This is a genomic window from Paenibacillus dendritiformis (assembly GCF_021654795.1).
GTDB lineage: Bacteria > Bacillota > Bacilli > Paenibacillales > Paenibacillaceae > Paenibacillus_B.
This window is the reverse complement of record NZ_AP025344.1, coordinates 2,830,047-2,845,470: the sequence shown is the minus strand read 5'-3', so window position 1 is coordinate 2,845,470 and position 15,424 is coordinate 2,830,047. Positions and strand designations below refer to the sequence as shown.

Genomic DNA, 15,424 nt, shown 5'->3' with positions numbered 1-15,424 from the left:
TAGATAGGAGTTTAATAGGAGAGAACTGGATTGAAGAAAAAAATGGTAACAGGCTTTATTTCCTTGATTGTATTTGTCATTGTCATCCTTACCGCCGGGAGCTTTTACTTTTATCACGTGGCGGTTGCTCGCGCTTCGAAAGACTTTTTGAGCGATAATCCCGATCTGAAAACCAGTCCGGAGGTGGAGGAATCGAAGGAAACCACGCGGGCGGACAAGGAATGGTGGAACAACCAAAGCTTTGAACGCTGGGAGATGGACTCGGATGACGGCATTCCTCTGAAGGCGTATTATTTGCCGGCATCGAAGCCGTCGGACAAAACAGTCATCATCGCGCACGGATATTCGGGGAACGCAACGCAAATGAGCGGTTACGCCAGAATGTACCACGATAAACGGGGCTACAACATCCTGCTCCCCGATGCTCGCGGACATGGGGAAAGCGGAGGCGATTATATCGGTTTCGGCTGGCCTGAGCGTAAGGATTATTTGAAATGGATTCAACGGGTTTTGGACGCGAATGGGAAGAATTCGCAAATCGTTCTCCACGGCGTGTCGATGGGAGGGGCAACCGTGATGATGACCAGCGGGGAGGATTTGCCGCCGAACGTGAAAGCCATCGTCGAAGACTGCGGTTATACCTCCGTGAAGGATCAGCTTTCCTTCCAGCTGCGGCGCATGTATCATCTACCGGCATTCCCGATCGTGGATACCACCAGCCTGCTGACCAGACTGCGGGCAGGGTACTTTTTCGGCGAAGCCTCCGCGTTGGAGCAGGTGAAAAAGTCGAAAACGCCGACTCTCTTCATTCATGGGGCCAACGATACGTTCGTGCCGACGGAGATGGTGCATAAGGTTTACGATAATTGCTCCGCCGAGAAAGAGCTATATATCGTTCCGAAAGCCGGACATGGAGAAGCCTACCGGATGGATCGGGCAACGTACGAGAAAACCGTGGCCGGGTTCATCGGAAGGTTCGTTCAATAAAGGCGGTTCACCTAAAGCCATCCCGTGCGGGATGGTTCAGGCTGTGAGCATGACCGCAATGCACCCGTTGCGTGAGTCCTTCTCATTGAGAAAACCCTGTACTTTTTAGAAAAGGACAGGGTTTTCTTTAACTCCCCCCTTATCCCCGGGCTACTTCCCATGAACACCGCGATGCCATGTCAACCAAATATGCGGATCGGGACCATAAGAGTTGCCCCACTGATTTTATGGCAGATTCAAGTTCTTTTATGGTCTCCTTATCTACAATTACACCTTTCGCAATGGCCTGAAAGATGTAGCTAAGACTATGTAGCGAATTATCGTATTGTCCGATGCCCGCATACTCCAAAACGCTTTTCATGTAATAATCCAACGATTTTTCGATATCTTCGTGATACAAGATATCCCCCATATTCTTGTAAAAACGAGCTAAAAGCGCTCGTTTAAAAGGCGTTGTGCGAATATCCTGCAGCGACTTCACCATTTGTTCTTCATAGACAAGAAGCTTCTTTGCTGAATGAAGGTCGTTTTTTTGTAAATATTGATCAAGTAGTTCAGCAACAGCATAAATAAGGTTGTATTCAGAAGTATTTTGTAAATAAGAACGCAACTTTGAAATCGAACTATCCACGTTCCCCATCTTACCCTCTATACAAGCCGACATAAAATGCACATTATCGGCTACATACGAAAAAGAGTACTTACTGTACTCATTTAGGTATACCTGGCTCGCCCTGTAATCACCAGTGTTATAGAAAGAATTGCATAGACTAAGATAAGCATTCGCTCTATATTCACCATTTTCTGAGTTATCGTTCTCCACCACATATTTCATATAGGGTACAGAGTCATCATAGTTCATTAAGCTGTCAGCGTGAACTCCTATTGAATAATAAAATATAATTCGTTCTTTGTCGCTCAGAAACTGTACATAGTCCAATGCACACTTACCTAGTTGATAGGTTTCTTTCAATTTGCTGAAATCATTTCGTTCGATCATGTATTTTCGGTATAATCCCTTGGCAATATAGGGCATCATTCCATGAGAACGAGAGTAATCAATAATTAGGTTATACACGGCTAATTGAATGGAGGTATCTTGTACCGAGTCTATTGCTCGGTAAAGCTTCTTTACTCCGTCCATGCCATTTGATGCTTCAAGAAACTTCGCGGCTATTTCGGGTATGAAGGCTGGATGTTCGAGTGTTTCCAATTCGTTCTGCAAAATAGAAAAAATGACTTCAGGTTTTTGCTGAATCTCATTGTACTGTTCTGCAATGTCGCTATTCCTTTGCCGATAATGCTTAATTAACTCCCCCAAGCTTATACGCTTTACAGCATCGGTATTCACAGCTTCACCTTCCCTAATAATCCGGAATATCAGATCCTATTCTTCTAGCCGCAGCTCCTTCTTTGAAACTCCAAAAGGTATGTGTCCAACTTTTGGCTTAATCTTACAACGGTTTCATCGGTAAGACACTTTTTTTCCGTGGCCGTTTCTATAAGCTCCTGTCGGGTGCTCTCAATGATTTCAATTAAACAGCCAGCTTTCTCATAGCTATAAGTAAAAGGGATTAAATCGCCTTTGTATACCGGTTGATGGTTCATTTCCACACCTCATCCATAAACTGTATTATTTGACTTGATTATAGATGAAGTTGGTAAATATGACTTGATTCTGGATTATTATGCAACAACTTTATACATAAAACATAAAAAAACGCCATGGCTGGCGTTTTAAAATGTTATATTCACTAGAAGTTAGTTATCCATGGGGCATCGATGTATGAAACGATATGCTCCATGTTGATTGCTCCAATAACTAGAAGAGAGGCAATTAAAAGAAGTTTAAGTTTTCTCATGGCACCATATTCCTCCTTAATTATTTTGCAGCAATTATTTGTAAAATATTATCAACCTTCTTAATCATTTCACTATTAATAATTGACTGATTATGTATCATTGATTGCGTCACAAACGACAATGATTCAAAAGCTTCCGTAAAACGACCAATTTTAACGTATTCCATTGTACTTTTCAAGAAACTGTCGATGGCGTCTTTTTCATGTTTTTTAAGAGTTAACAATTGTCCTTTGATGCGAAAGTAGTACGCCAATCTTGACCTTTTATATGGCGTCGTTTGTGGTTGGGTGATGCTCTCTAATATTTGTTCCTCATACATAAGGAGTTGATCTGCTGCAATAAGATCGTTTCTATGGAGATATAGTTCCATTAATTCAGTTATGGCATGAATCATATTATATGAGGACAGAGTATTTAAACATTTATTAAACTGAGTAATGGCGAACTCAATATTTCCTTTTTTCCCGTTAAGAAAGGCAGTCATTAATTCTACATTCTCTTTGACGAAAGGATACGGAAAATGACTATACTTTTCGAGATAGGTGTTGCAATCGTCATAATTCCCCAGATGGTAATAAGCATTGCAAACATTATGAGTTGCATTTGCTAACGGTTCGCCTGTTCCATTTTCCACAACATAATTACCGAATTCTATGGCATCATGATAATACATAAGACTATAAGCGTGAACACTCAATCCATAGTATAGAAGTATCCGCTCTTTATCGCTCAAAAAATTAGCATAGTCCAGTACATTTTTCCCAACCTGATACGTTTCCTTCAACCTGCTGAAATCATTTCGTTCAATCATGTATTTCTGATATAAGCCCTTAGCGATATAGGGCATAATTCCATGAGCACGCGAGTAGTCTACGATGAGGGTGTATAAAGATAGCTGAGTGGAAGGATGATTCACGGAGTTTATCGTTCGATACAACTTCTCTACTGCATCCAGGCTGTCTTCATTGGGCGCTTCAAGAAACTTGGCGGCAATTTTCGGTATGAGCGAAGGATACTCGAGTGTTGTCAATTCATTCTGTAAAATAGCGTAAATGACTTCCGATTTATGTCCAATCTCGATGTACTGTTCTACGATGGCGTCATGGGGAATATCCAATACCGCAGCGATCGACAGGATCGATTGAAAATCAGGGCGTTTGACCTCGCTGTTTTCAATTCTCGACAGGCTGCCTTTATCTATGCCGACCGCTTCTTGCAGCTTCGACAGACTCAATTCCTTCTTCTGCCGATAGTACTGTATTAGCTCCCCCAACCTCTGTGGCTTCGCAGCAACGGTACTCACAGCCTCACCTTCCTTTTGGCATTGCATATAATTGACCACCTATAGATTACCATAAAATTCGAGTTTTGTGAACACTACCCAACAAATAAATCCAAATTTCGTTAACTTTCCTTTGAAAAAAAGAAGATGTTTACTCCATTGATTTGGCAAAGATGATCAATTAATCTTACGGATCGTTTGTACAGGATAAATGCACTGACCATTGCTCCGGAGATAGCAATTTATTATTAGCAAAACAGCAAGGTGGGATTGATTTGGGTCAAGTCCAAATTTATGTGTAAAATCCTCGATGAGATTGCCAGAGTAAAAAGATGCCTAAGCTGCAGTCCTGTCGAGCTTCTTCCGCCACTCATGGCACTCTTTCATCTCAATATACTTTTTTCCGGCAGACCACTTTTCGTCCTGCTCAATCAACAAGGCTCCAAAAAGGCGAAGGACAGGGGCTCGGTTGGGAAAAATGCGAATGACGCGTTCTCGACGCCGCAACTCGCCGTTTAGACGCTCTACAGCATTTGTGGTGCGCGTACGTATCCGACAGGCAGCCGGAAGTGCCAAGATCGCTGTCGCATCGTCAAAGCCCTCTTCCAAGACCCTCATGGCCTTTGGAGCTTTATCTTCAAATGCTTCTTGTGTCCGCTTCAGCAGTGTACGGGCACTGGTCTCGTCCGCAGCTTCGTAGATGGCCCTTACATGAGCCTTCTATTCATCCGCGCACTGACCAAACCACCGTGATGGTCGCTTGTAATGACATCCACACCGTGCAACCCGCGACTTTTGAGGTGCGTAAAGAAAGCTCCCCACGTTGCGGCTGACTCGGTATCATCGACGGTAAGTCCAAGCAGTTCCCGGTAGCCCTCCGCATTAATCCCTGTTGCAATCATCACGCCACGTGAGCGCACACGACCGTCTTCCCGGACTTTGACGTACAGGGCATCGACAATAAGAAAGGGGTAGGGCTTGTCCAGTTTTCGGTTATTCCACTCCTCTACGAGGGGATCCAGTTGTTTGCAGAGTTCACTAACGGTCGATTTGGAGAACTCCGTTCCACACAGTTCTTCGGTGATATTGCTGATTTTTCGCGTTGACACACCATTGAGCACCATCTCCATCATGGCTAAGACAAGGGCTTGCTCACTGCGTTGGTATCGAGAAAAAAGTTCTGTAGAGAACCGACCGTTACAAAAACGCGGCACTGCTTGCAGGGTTAATTGCCCCACCCGTGTTGTCAGCCGATGAGGATAGGATCCATTACGGTAACCTGCACGTTCTTCTGAGCGCTCATAGTGCCCCGCCTTCAGCTGTTCCGTTGCTTGCGCCTGCAAGACCTGATTCAAGATGGACTCTAATAGGCCGCTATCCCCGCATCTCTTGATTCGGATAAAAACAGTTGATGCAAAAGTTGTGAATCTAGGGTAATCTGGTATTGAGTCATAGCTAGATCCTCCTTTGGAATGTTGTCTCGGCAACTTCATTCTATACGAGGATCTTTGCTCTGGCTCTTCTTTTTTTGCCATTTGCTTTTTACACAATGATATGGACTTAGCTTTGATTTGCCTCGATACGTTATTATTAACGCCGACGACTTCGGGCTGTCGTGCAGCATTAATCGCGGTATTATGGAAGCACACCGTCTCGGAACTGTAAGCAGCGCTTCCTTAATGGTCAGTACTCCGGCTTCCTAGGAGCCGTGTCATTAGCGAAAGCTACTCCGTCATTAGGAGAGGGATTGCCTTTCAACTTAACATATGAACGCCCGCGACGAATCCTCTTCTTGTTCCCTCCCTTGTTCGGGCTGGAGGATCCTTTCACGCGAATTCTCTCGTTAAAAAGCTCGTGCAGCACGAACAGCTTCCTGTGCGGCTGCCGTCCAGCCGTCCAGACCCTGAGCTTCCATGGGTCACAGATGAACTTTTGATGTATACGTTTGATAGTTCAGACAGGTGTCCCCCACCTCTTGAGCCTGCTGCGCAATATCTCGGAAGGAACAACGGAGCTTTGGCCGTATTCATTGATCTACAGGTTGTTGGATGCATTGCAGATAGTTCCCGCTTGTCAACAACGGATGACTCCAACTCTCAGGCCGTAGAGGCTGATACTCCACCGTTGCCAACGTCAGAGCATTCTCTTGCCCAGATGCCTGAAACGGACACGCGTCTTCTGCAAGCGCCCCACCGTTCAATCTTGAAACGGGAAAATAGAGTAAAAATAAATAGAAAGCGGAAGAAAAAGAAACTTTCATGAGCTCTTACTCGCAAACCTAGCTGAAAATAGCGAGCGTTTAGTTGGCTCACCGCTTTCCCATACTGCTATTACCATGGCGCGAAACACGTTGCTTTTTATGGTGGTCTACCCCGTCAAAGAAACTGTTGAGGATGAGTGTTGTGTACAACCTGTGCTGGCCTTGAATGCTCATTCAGGGAACCGCGGACAGAAAAATGCTTCGCTCAAATTCATCCGCCGTCATGTATTTTCAGTATCGGAGGGATTTCAGAATGGAAGTTTTGCTCGAACGGCTATATCCATTAGCCGCATCCCCTGCTGCGTTCCCTATGTTGGCCGTGAATGATAGAGGAACGGAGGGGAACTTGCTTGGGCATAAGAGTTCCTGATATATAACCTTCTCTCGTTTGGATGACGACAAGCAATTTTCCGCCTTTTTTTACCCTAAAGATTTTATCGCCCTTACGGATTTCATAGTGACGGTTAGACTCGGGATATACTACATCTCCATCCACGGCGGGCTTGTCTACAATGTCGTGAATCTCGCCGATTTGTTTACCCAGGTCCTCTTCCGGGAAATTCCTATGTGTCGAAAGAAGATAGACTCTGCCGTCCACATATAAATACCCGACAACTTCTTCGCCTGCTTTTGTAAAATCAATGCCTTCAAAAACATCTTTTTTGGCGCACCCGGCAAGCAGCAGAACTGCGCAGGAGAACAGGATGACAAGTCCTTTTATAAGTTTCATTGATTATCTTCCTCTCGCGTAACTTTTGCAGGACTTCAAAGCGCCCCTATCAGCAATACAAGTGTCTTTCAGAAAAAGCCCCCCTCGAAATAACAGATACGTGAACGACCCTTATTTCGAGGCAGGGCTAATGTTTTACGATTCTTCAAGTAAAAAGTCGTTGATGTCCGCGACTTCATTATTGTGATGATAGCACCGGGATTAAATCATTCCGTCAAGTCACCTTTAAACGGCCATGAAACATCTTCCCATTTCTCAGACTTAAAGGTCAAGTAAGTTACATTTTTTGCAGGGTCATGATAAATTGCGGCTAATTTATCTTTGAAATGAATTGTGTCTCCTGCATTAAAATTTTTAAAATAGGTAGATGTTACCATGAGCAGGTGTGTATAGCCAGGCGATTCGTCTTTATTTGCATCCCGGCTCATTCTTTGTACAATTGCTGGGTGGAGGTATGAACACCGCACTGCCGCACCAGGCAGGAGCCAGCACGCTGAAGGTGTATTATCTGGATGCCGGCCAAGTAGATTCTACACTGATTAAGACTCCAAAAGGGCAGCATATCCTGATAGACGCGGAGACAATCCTAAAGGACAGAATGCCGTCGAAAATCTTGAAAGCCTGGGCGTCAAGCAGTTGGATGCCGCGGTTGCGACACATCCGGACGCTGACCATATAGGCGGACTGGATACCGGCGTTACAATATTCCGGACAGACAAGCAAGGTACAATAATGGCAATCAGCGACGGTGCGGAAATAAGGCGGGAGACAATAAAATAGCCCTGCTTCTTCAGCAGGGCTTGCGATGAAAGTCATCCTTGAGCGCAACGCAGGATACAGTTATGTCATTAGTAAATAAAAGCGCGGGAAACGATAACCAGCAAAATGAACAGAACCAAAATCACGCCCGTCGATGTCCAGAGACCGCCGAGTCCGCAAGATCCAACTTCACCCATTCGAGCAACCCCCTTTCCCTAGGTTCATACTCATCATATTGAGGTTGCCGCCGTTGTGACTTGGCTATATCCCATACAGAAAATAATTAGGCTGTATCCTTTACTGTTGGTTCCCTCGCAAGGCCTCGGCATAATTGAGCATAGATTTTTGCTCCAGCAACGCAATCAACCGCCTTGTCCGCTCTTCCCGCTCCCCGGCCCGGTTCCCGTTATGCAGCATTTCAATGAGAGGTTCATACAAGCATGGATACTTCACCGCAATAGGATGCTTGCTATCCAGCAATGCCGCCCATCTGACGTACCGTTCACAAATGCAGCAGGCCAAAGTGCCCTTCAGAGCGCGCAGTTCAGGGCAAGCTTCCAGTAGCTCGGTCAAAAGCTGCTGTTCATCCACTATATTACGCTTTGGAACACATTGTTCAAACGAAAGCTATTTATTCTAGACCCGAATCAATGCTACACTGGTAGCATAACAGCATTGATACAGACAGATAGGAGCAGAGACCAGACATGAGCTACAACATTGTATTTTTTGACATCGATGGCACGTTGGTCAACGATGAGAAACGAGTGCCGCAAGACACGATCGAGGCCATTGCAGAGTTGAAAGAAAACGGGATTGAACCCGTCATCGCGACGGGGCGTGCCCCCTACTTCTTCAAGCCGCTTGCCGAGCAGCTGCATATTGAATCTTTTGTGAGTTTAAATGGGGCCTATGTCGTGTACAAAGGCGAGCCCCTCTATCAGCGCCCTCTCCCACGCGAGAGTGTAGAGAAGCTTGTGGAATATGCGGGCCGCTACCGGCATCCCCTGGTGTTTGAAGGCAGCGAGCAATTTTACGCGAATGCCGAAGCCCATCCCTTCGTCTTGGAAGCTATCGATTCCCTGCGCATCGATCGGCCGGGCTATGATCCCGAGTTCTGGAGCAAGTCCGACATCTATCAAGTGTTCCTGCATTGCGAAGCGCAGGACGAGCATTTATATAGCAACGTGTTCGATGATCTTCGCCTGATCCGCTGGCACTCCAAAGCGATGGACATCTTGATCAAAGGCGGCTCCAAGGCGGTCGGAATCAAAGCCATGCTGGAACGATTGAACCTCGCTCCGGAGAATGCCGTCGCATTCGGCGATGGGCTCAATGACATGGAAATGCTTCAGCAAGTTGGTCTCGGGATTGCGATGGGCAACTCTCATCCCGAACTGCTGCCTTGTGCTGATTATGTCACCGCCTCGGTAGATGAAGGCGGAATCCGACAAGGGTTGCGGCATGCCGGGTTAATTGCATAAATGATCGCAACGGGGGGGGGAGCTGTCTATGGTCCGGCTGCCCCCTTCACAACAAAGCTCCTGCCAGTAGGACAGGAGCTTTGCTCATTATCGATGCGCGCGCATCCCTTGTTCATCGAAATTGATAGCGGTCGGACATTCCGAAGGAAAGCGTCAGCACGCCGCCATGCTCCAGCAGATCCGCGCCTTCCTCTCTCGCCTTGCAAATCACACTATATATCGAACTGGTGCCAATGTACTGCCTATACACCTCATCATCAAATTGATCCGTGCGAAACCCCTCAAACAAAGCATCATAGATCAGATAATAGCTGGCAAACTGGGTCCGATAAACGGAAAAAGATTCCTCTCCCCTAAATAGCAAACACTCCTCATTATAGGTCAGCGAATCAAAGGCATGCTCCGCACAAATTTCCGGTAAAAACGAGTACATCTCCTCCGCCAAGCTCGCATCCTCTAAGCGCTCAGCCAGCCGCTGCGGAAAGGCTTCATACTTCTCCTGCGTATCGCATTCCATGAACATCTGAACGGCGGAGCGCGTAGCGGCCGCGATCTCCTCGGCCTGATAGGGATACGGCGTGTACGTCTCCTCGGACTGCCGCAGCAAAATAAATTGCTTCTGGGAAGCAAAGCCTTCGACCTGCCATCGGCTTACGATGTCAGCTACGATCTGGCCAAGTTCAGGGCTTGGAATATTATTAATTCGGCATTCGCCGGTAATATCGTCCCCATGCTTCGCTCCATAGATTTTTATGTAACAGAGCTTCTGATTGCCAACCCGCTTCGCAATCTCGTCCTTGAGCGCTTCCCAATACGGGGTTGCGCGCATCTCGTCGGAAGACTCGCCGAGACCCACGATATTGCTCTTGTACACCTTCCAATGATGTTCCGTGTCACCGTATTGCGAGCGGAGGCGGTCAGGCTCCCTGTCCTGCTCCATGGAAGCGATACCCTCCATTAACGACAGGGCAAAGCTTCCGATCGCCATGCCAAGAGCATCTTTCAGGCTGCCGCCCATGCCTGCCGACGTCTCCAAGATATCGCGATCCCATCTCGGGGAACTCAAATGAAACTGAAGCATAACGGACTGATCGGTCCATCTGGCCACATGAGGACGGATCGCAAGCTGCCATGCGGGAATAACGATATGATCTCCCTCTACGATCTCTTCCGCCTCGAACAGTCCTCTCATTCCGCGGTGCAGCAGGAAATGTGCCGGGTCCTCGATCTTATCATCATCCAAATCTGCCCATTCTTCTCTTTCTGTGCTCATCTCGCATCTCCTCTCTCGACTTCAACAGTTGCAACTACAGGGACATTACTTCTAACTTATCGTCAATTCAATGCGTTTTCAATACATATCTTGGAACACGCAAGCTGAGGAAATTAGGTTTCATGTTTTTTTGCCGGCCTTTCTTCCTGCTCCAATAAGTCATCCAATACTTTATAAGTATCCTCTAAATCACGGGTATAAGAAGCTTCGTGTTCGCCAATGATCAACTTATCTTCCCGCTTCCATTCCCTTTCTTTAATCCTATCCCTATGCTTTCTCCAATAGTTTCTCAGACGCTCTCTATCAAGAACCTTGATAAATCCTTCCAGGCGCGGCACGCGCTGCTTGGTATGACCTAAAGTCGTCTCAAAATTGATAAAAAGATAATAGATAAAATAATCAAAGCCTTTTTCGTTTACTTTTGGATCAAAGCAAGTATGAAAAAGATAGCTGTTCATCGCCTTATTGATGCCCTGCCCGTCTCTATCGCCTTGCATATTATAATAGCCGCAAGGGATGCCGCTGCTGTAAATCGTGCTCCCCAATTGATAAATAATAAAGTTCAGCATTTTCGCTTTCCAGCTTTGAATTTTATGGCGTAAATCCGCTGCCGTCATTTGCGACGCAAGATAACCGTAAGATCGGCCGCAGATCTCTTCTGCCCCCAACCCCAACACTTCATCAAAAAGATTGATTTGCTTGTCGATATATCTGCTTTTGAAAACCTGGAATATATATTGAGAGATCTCGCGCATTTCTCCGATTACAATGTCATTGACGCTTCCTTCCGTAGGATTATTGGGCCCGCCGTGTATGGACAGCGCCCTGGACAAATTAAACATGTCCCCGCCCCTGTCCGCGCAGCAGCACAAACGGAAGATTAATAAATCGCGCAGCCCAAGAAGCCCTCTCTCCCGCTTGCCCAAGGTATTCAATATTCCATTCTGTCTATACCGCTTTTCGCCAAATATCCATTCCGCAATTTGTACGACATGGCTGTCGCTGTTATTCCAATGCTGCCCGTCTTCATCCGTCCACCCGATTTTATCCAATAATTTCGCTATGAAAAAAAGAAGCGTAAAGCTCCGAAAGCCAACGTTCATTTTGGGGATGTCAAGACTGGAATAGAGCGGCAGAGACTCCAAGGCGTAAGAAATGATTTCTTTTGCTTTGTCCGGCGTATATTCACTGTGCGGTGAATTAATGAGAATCCGCCAAATTTTTTCGTGGTTGGCCTCTCCGCTGGAGAAAGAAAATTCTTCACGCTGCATCACCTGAGTAATGCTTATTCGATACAGCATTTCATTTTTCAAATTGACATAAAATTTATACTGCTCGGTGTGGGCCGGACGGGATACTTTAATGATCAGATTTAAGTACTGTTCCAGATTTCTGCCGCCCGGACTCCACTTCGAGCCGTTAAAACAAGCATACGAAGTGAATTGCTCCTGAGAAACCGTTCTCCCGGATCCCAGTCTTTGCTTGGCATCAAACACTTTATTTAAAATAAACCTTTGCGGTTCAGTCAGACCTTCCAAGAATGCCGTATACTTCGTGGAATTTTTATAGACATCTTCTTCGCTATGCGAATCATCGTCCGTCGGATAGTCGTCATCATATTTTCGAACAAGCGAGAAAAATCCTCGTTTCCCCTGCACCTCCGTATTGTATATTTTTCTGAAAATATTCGGGTAATGGATGTAGATGATCAGCAGATGAATCAGATCATGCTTATCAAAATCAGAGTTCGAGAAATCCAGCTGTTCAACCTCGAGCAAGAGCATCGTATTAATAAGTCTTTTCAGCTTTCTTGCATCACCGACAAAAGGAATGTACAAATCATATTCCTTGGAATGAAAGATATCCTTGAGCCCCTCGACGGCTTTGGCGACCAATTCGGGATTGCTGAGCAGGTTTCTGGCCAATGATTTATCCGTGTTTTCGGTGAAATATTTCAATAATAATTTATGATCGATGTACAAGCTCGTTTTGACGTTGATAAACTTTTCCAGAAACTCATTTATTTTTTCCGTATCTAATTTTTGATGCTCGAGGGCCGTAAGATTTTCGGTGTCGTAACAGAGCACATAAGAGAGATTGGGAAGAAGAAAGGATTTCTTAACGACGAACAGGATCTCTTTAATATGGGAAAAGGTTAAACGGTCTAAGTCATCCACCACGATCACGATTTTTTTATCGATGCTTCGCAGGACTATGCCTAGCCTGTCAAATGTCTTCTCAATGGAGGACTTGTCGAAAGGCAACCCAAAGCGAAATCCCATAATAGACAACGATAAATTCGAATCATGTAACAGCTTGACATACTTGGCCATCAAGGATTCCAGTTCCGGGGCGAAAAGGTTCTCTTGTATCGCCTTCAACAGGCCATCCGTAAATTTCTCCAACAGGTTATCGCTGTTCTCAAACCGAAGCGGATCGAACATGTACACGATAATTTTATCATGGTAGTGGTTGTCCCAATGTTCCTTGCAGAGATTGACGAAGGTCGATTTCCCTGTTCCCCATGGCGCATCGATTCCAAAAACCAAGCTTTCCGGCGAACCTTGATTATATACTCTCTCGGCAAATCTCACGGCCATTTCTGAAAATTCAAACGCATCATCATGTCTGCCCCGTCCTTCTTTATCACTGATGAAGCTCGAATCCCTATACACCCTTGTCATTCGATTCATCTGCCGCTCTCTCACTGCTACCGCCGCACAGAACACGAGAGGAAGGGAGAACAGCACAGCCATATGCGGCCAAGCCAGCGCCGCAACCCAATTCCGAAGATCTCCGATTCCAATCCCGCCAACGAAGAACATGGAGAGTATGCCAGCAGCAAAAACGAGGAGGAGATCGTACCTCCCGCTCCTTATGATGCTACGGGTGTTTCTCCATACCTCTCTTTTCACGAGGCAGAACATCATGATGAGAAGATACAGCGCGCCTATCATCCAGAACCAGGCTTCCTGTTGATGATGAATGGAGCTGCTGTAAAAACCGACAATAACTTCGATACCCCCAAGTGCAAGCTCCGCTAGCAAGACACCGAATAAAAATAGTTTACCTAGCAGGTAATGATTTATTTTCATAAATTCGCGCTTATCGTTAGTATCTGGCATCTTCTGATCCCCACCATCCCTTTATTCACACCAGCGCTAGTTTATCCTCTCGTCTTATGTCTAATATGCGATTAGGTATATTATTACAATTAAAAGATAATTCTTAATCTTTTCCCAAATGTATGCAATCAGAACCATATGCTGCTCAGACGTTAGATCGCCCCCTATTTTCCAGGCAGCTCACAATTTGGTGTCATTTACCGATACATAATAAGGGAATTTCTATGAATTCATCATAATGCAACTGGAACATCGATCCGAACTGGTGCGACATCTCTTCGCTGGGCCTCTTGGAACGGATCAATTACCGCATGGGGGTCAAAAAATCACATCATCTGCTTGAGGAGAATCTGCATACCGAGCGGATTGCGTATCCCTTGACCTGGCGCAAAGCGCTCGCCTATCTGTTAGCCGGAAGTATCCATGCAGCTGCCTTCAGCCTGCCGATTATTGGGGTGAATTGGTTTTTTTATAGCCATTCGTTATTGCTAACCCAGCTTGCCTTTGTCCTGTTTCTTCTATTCATCGGCTTGATGCTGCCCTACAGGCGGAAGCTATCGGGGCAGCCTTTGCGGAGGGAGGAATATCCTGGGCTGTATCGTCTCGCCGATGACATTGCCGGAGCCATCCAAGCACCGCCGATCGACGAGATTCGGATGACGAATTCATATCGTACTTTACCAAGTTCGGCCGGCGGCGAACCAAGATCATAGGAATTGGAGTCTCCCTATTTTCGGCACTGAGTCTGTCGGAGAAGATCGCGATCCGCGCCCACGAGACCGCGCATCATGCGCATAAGGATGTGAGCCGTTCCTGGTTTACCGAGTCAGCGAGGCATATTATGGCTTCTTGGTACGAGTTCGTGCATCCATACTGCGAAGAGGGCGAAGTGATCGGGCCGATCTCCGCACCGATTCGTTATGCCCGGCTGCTGCTGGCTAATCTGATTTTCGTCCTGTATTACGGTCTGGGATGAGAGCCAACGCGCCGAGGATTTGGCGGACCGAGTCGCTGGCGAGATCGCTGGAACCGATGCCGCTTGCTCGGCCTTAAGCAAATGCCACCTCCCTTCCGTATTCTGGCTAACGGCTGAGCGAATTGCCCGCTACCGCTTGGCTTCGGATTTGTTCGGGGAATTCCGCCAGAAGATCGAGCATGTATGTCCCCGCAAGCGAGCAGAAGCGAGTCCAACGGATTTGCGATTCCATTGCTGTACAACTGGATTCCACCCATCCGCCAACACAGCACAGATTACGGAGTCTGCAGCATCATCAGGGACTGACGCCGCGATATGTCCCCGACAGCAAGCTGAAAAGCCAGATCGAGGAAGAGTTCGCCCGCCTGGAGAAAGTAAGCCAGCGCTATCTGCTGGATGATATTCGGGCGGCGTTGTGAAGCGCACGATGTTTAATCACAAAGCAGCGGAGGATGGATGGGACAGTGTAATCCTGCGTCATGGCAGCAATTTACGTGATTTGAGCCGCTATTTGATGAAAGTCCTGCAAAAGTCAGGCTGTTGGAAAACCCCTGTTTTTTGTGAAGGGGTGGAGATGGTCCATTTTCCTCATCCAAACTTTGGCTCTTAGAGCGTTTTAAATCGATTTTCTCTACCGGGAGAAGAGATCCATCACAAGTAAAAAGCCCCATAGACTACTCAATGG

The 15,424-nt window shown here is 46.4% G+C and carries 15 protein-coding genes and 2 pseudogenes; 7 read left to right on the top strand and 10 right to left on the bottom strand.

Features of this window, described 5'->3' with window-relative positions; translation table 11 throughout:
- Positions 1–30 precede the first annotated feature (30 nt).
- Positions 31–987, top strand: a complete 957-nt coding sequence (locus L6439_RS12400) for an alpha/beta hydrolase (RefSeq protein ID WP_172879135.1) — start codon at positions 31–33, stop codon at positions 985–987.
- A gap of 139 nt (positions 988–1,126) precedes the next feature.
- Here L6439_RS12400 and L6439_RS12395 read toward each other — a convergent pair whose 3' ends face one another.
- The 4 genes and pseudogenes from L6439_RS12395 to L6439_RS12380 all read right to left on the bottom strand — a co-directional run bounded on the left by L6439_RS12395 (position 1,127) and on the right by L6439_RS12380 (position 5,585).
- Positions 1,127–2,338: a tetratricopeptide repeat protein gene (locus tag L6439_RS12395; protein WP_213471401.1), complete on the bottom strand. Its 1,212-nt coding sequence runs from the start codon at positions 2,336–2,338 to the stop codon at positions 1,127–1,129.
- A 44-nt stretch (positions 2,339–2,382) separates the two neighbouring features.
- The gene (locus tag L6439_RS12390; RefSeq protein ID WP_087443765.1) at positions 2,383–2,595 is read right to left on the bottom strand and encodes an aspartyl-phosphate phosphatase Spo0E family protein; all 213 of its coding nucleotides are present in this window, start codon (positions 2,593–2,595) and stop codon (positions 2,383–2,385) included.
- A gap of 274 nt (positions 2,596–2,869) precedes the next feature.
- Positions 2,870–4,180 carry a helix-turn-helix domain-containing protein gene (locus tag L6439_RS12385; protein ID WP_237096841.1) on the bottom strand — a complete coding sequence of 437 codons (1,311 nt, stop codon included), beginning with the start codon at positions 4,178–4,180 and terminating at the stop codon, positions 2,870–2,872.
- 288 nt (positions 4,181–4,468) lie between these two features.
- Positions 4,469–5,585: pseudogene (locus tag L6439_RS12380) on the bottom strand (IS256 family transposase).
- Between the two features lie 184 nt (positions 5,586–5,769).
- Between L6439_RS12380 and L6439_RS29845 the strand changes: the two are divergent.
- Positions 5,770–5,835 carry a hypothetical protein gene (locus L6439_RS29845; protein ID WP_475721198.1) on the top strand — a complete coding sequence of 22 codons (66 nt, stop codon included), beginning with the start codon at positions 5,770–5,772 and terminating at the stop codon, positions 5,833–5,835.
- Between the two features lie 840 nt (positions 5,836–6,675).
- On the opposite strand, the gene L6439_RS12375 is transcribed toward L6439_RS29845, so the two are convergent.
- A complete protein-coding gene (locus tag L6439_RS12375) occupies positions 6,676–7,122 on the bottom strand; it encodes a hypothetical protein (RefSeq protein ID WP_213471402.1) in 447 nt (148 codons plus the stop codon).
- Positions 7,123–7,328: 206 nt separating this feature from the next.
- The gene (locus L6439_RS12370) at positions 7,329–7,550 is read right to left on the bottom strand and encodes a hypothetical protein (RefSeq protein WP_237096840.1); all 222 of its coding nucleotides are present in this window, start codon (positions 7,548–7,550) and stop codon (positions 7,329–7,331) included.
- Between the two features lie 26 nt (positions 7,551–7,576).
- Between L6439_RS12370 and L6439_RS29655 the strand changes: the two are divergent.
- Positions 7,577–7,815: pseudogene (locus L6439_RS29655) on the top strand (MBL fold metallo-hydrolase); the annotation flags it as partial.
- A gap of 155 nt (positions 7,816–7,970) precedes the next feature.
- On the opposite strand, the gene L6439_RS12360 reads toward L6439_RS29655, so the two are convergent.
- Together L6439_RS12360 and L6439_RS12355 are read right to left on the bottom strand one after the other, a co-directional pair.
- Positions 7,971–8,078 carry a sporulation protein YjcZ gene (locus tag L6439_RS12360; protein ID WP_210429447.1) on the bottom strand — a complete coding sequence of 36 codons (108 nt, stop codon included), beginning with the start codon at positions 8,076–8,078 and terminating at the stop codon, positions 7,971–7,973.
- Between the two features lie 100 nt (positions 8,079–8,178).
- Positions 8,179–8,454, bottom strand: coding sequence for a hypothetical protein (locus L6439_RS12355; RefSeq protein ID WP_213471403.1), 276 nt, complete (start codon positions 8,452–8,454; stop codon positions 8,179–8,181).
- A 134-nt stretch (positions 8,455–8,588) separates the two neighbouring features.
- On the opposite strand from L6439_RS12355, the gene L6439_RS12350 reads away from it, so the two are divergent.
- A complete protein-coding gene (locus tag L6439_RS12350) occupies positions 8,589–9,365 on the top strand; it encodes a Cof-type HAD-IIB family hydrolase (protein WP_213471404.1) in 777 nt (258 codons plus the stop codon).
- Positions 9,366–9,477: 112 nt separating this feature from the next.
- Here L6439_RS12350 and L6439_RS12345 read toward each other — a convergent pair whose 3' ends face one another.
- Together L6439_RS12345 and L6439_RS12340 are read right to left on the bottom strand one after the other, a co-directional pair.
- Positions 9,478–10,638 (bottom strand): DUF6348 family protein, encoded by a 1,161-nt coding sequence (locus L6439_RS12345; protein ID WP_213471405.1) that lies wholly within the window; start codon positions 10,636–10,638, stop codon positions 9,478–9,480.
- Positions 10,639–10,751: 113 nt separating this feature from the next.
- Positions 10,752–13,763, bottom strand: a complete 3,012-nt coding sequence (locus L6439_RS12340) for a KAP family P-loop NTPase fold protein (protein ID WP_213471406.1) — start codon at positions 13,761–13,763, stop codon at positions 10,752–10,754.
- Between the two features lie 311 nt (positions 13,764–14,074).
- Here L6439_RS12340 and L6439_RS12335 point away from each other — a divergent pair, with 311 nt between their 5' ends.
- From L6439_RS12335 to L6439_RS12330, 3 genes are all read left to right on the top strand, one after another.
- Positions 14,075–14,476, top strand: a complete 402-nt coding sequence (locus tag L6439_RS12335; RefSeq protein ID WP_168180126.1) for a M48 family metalloprotease — start codon at positions 14,075–14,077, stop codon at positions 14,474–14,476.
- 128 nt (positions 14,477–14,604) lie between these two features.
- A complete protein-coding gene (locus L6439_RS29310; RefSeq protein WP_269155986.1) occupies positions 14,605–14,739 on the top strand; it encodes a hypothetical protein in 135 nt (44 codons plus the stop codon).
- Between the two features lie 179 nt (positions 14,740–14,918).
- Positions 14,919–15,158 carry a hypothetical protein gene (locus tag L6439_RS12330; RefSeq protein WP_168180125.1) on the top strand — a complete coding sequence of 80 codons (240 nt, stop codon included), beginning with the start codon at positions 14,919–14,921 and terminating at the stop codon, positions 15,156–15,158.
- Positions 15,159–15,424 lie beyond the last annotated feature (266 nt).

Coding starts and splice junctions, on each gene's coding strand:
- L6439_RS12390 (WP_087443765.1), bottom strand. CDS start 2,595: ATGAACCATCAACCGGTATACAAAGGCGATTTAATCCCTTTTACTTAT.
- L6439_RS12385 (WP_237096841.1), bottom strand. CDS start 4,180: ATGCAATGCCAAAAGGAAGGTGAGGCTGTGAGTACCGTTGCTGCGAAG.
- L6439_RS12375 (WP_213471402.1), bottom strand. CDS start 7,122: ATGAAACTTATAAAAGGACTTGTCATCCTGTTCTCCTGCGCAGTTCTG.
- L6439_RS12370 (WP_237096840.1), bottom strand. CDS start 7,550: ATGAGCCGGGATGCAAATAAAGACGAATCGCCTGGCTATACACACCTG.
- L6439_RS12360 (WP_210429447.1), bottom strand. CDS start 8,078: ATGGGTGAAGTTGGATCTTGCGGACTCGGCGGTCTCTGGACATCGACG.
- L6439_RS12350 (WP_213471404.1), top strand. CDS start 8,589: ATGAGCTACAACATTGTATTTTTTGACATCGATGGCACGTTGGTCAAC.
- L6439_RS12345 (WP_213471405.1), bottom strand. CDS start 10,638: ATGAGCACAGAAAGAGAAGAATGGGCAGATTTGGATGATGATAAGATC.
- L6439_RS12340 (WP_213471406.1), bottom strand. CDS start 13,763: ATGCCAGATACTAACGATAAGCGCGAATTTATGAAAATAAATCATTAC.
- L6439_RS12335 (WP_168180126.1), top strand. CDS start 14,075: ATGGGGGTCAAAAAATCACATCATCTGCTTGAGGAGAATCTGCATACC.
- L6439_RS29310 (WP_269155986.1), top strand. CDS start 14,605: ATGGCTTCTTGGTACGAGTTCGTGCATCCATACTGCGAAGAGGGCGAA.
- L6439_RS12330 (WP_168180125.1), top strand. CDS start 14,919: ATGTATGTCCCCGCAAGCGAGCAGAAGCGAGTCCAACGGATTTGCGAT.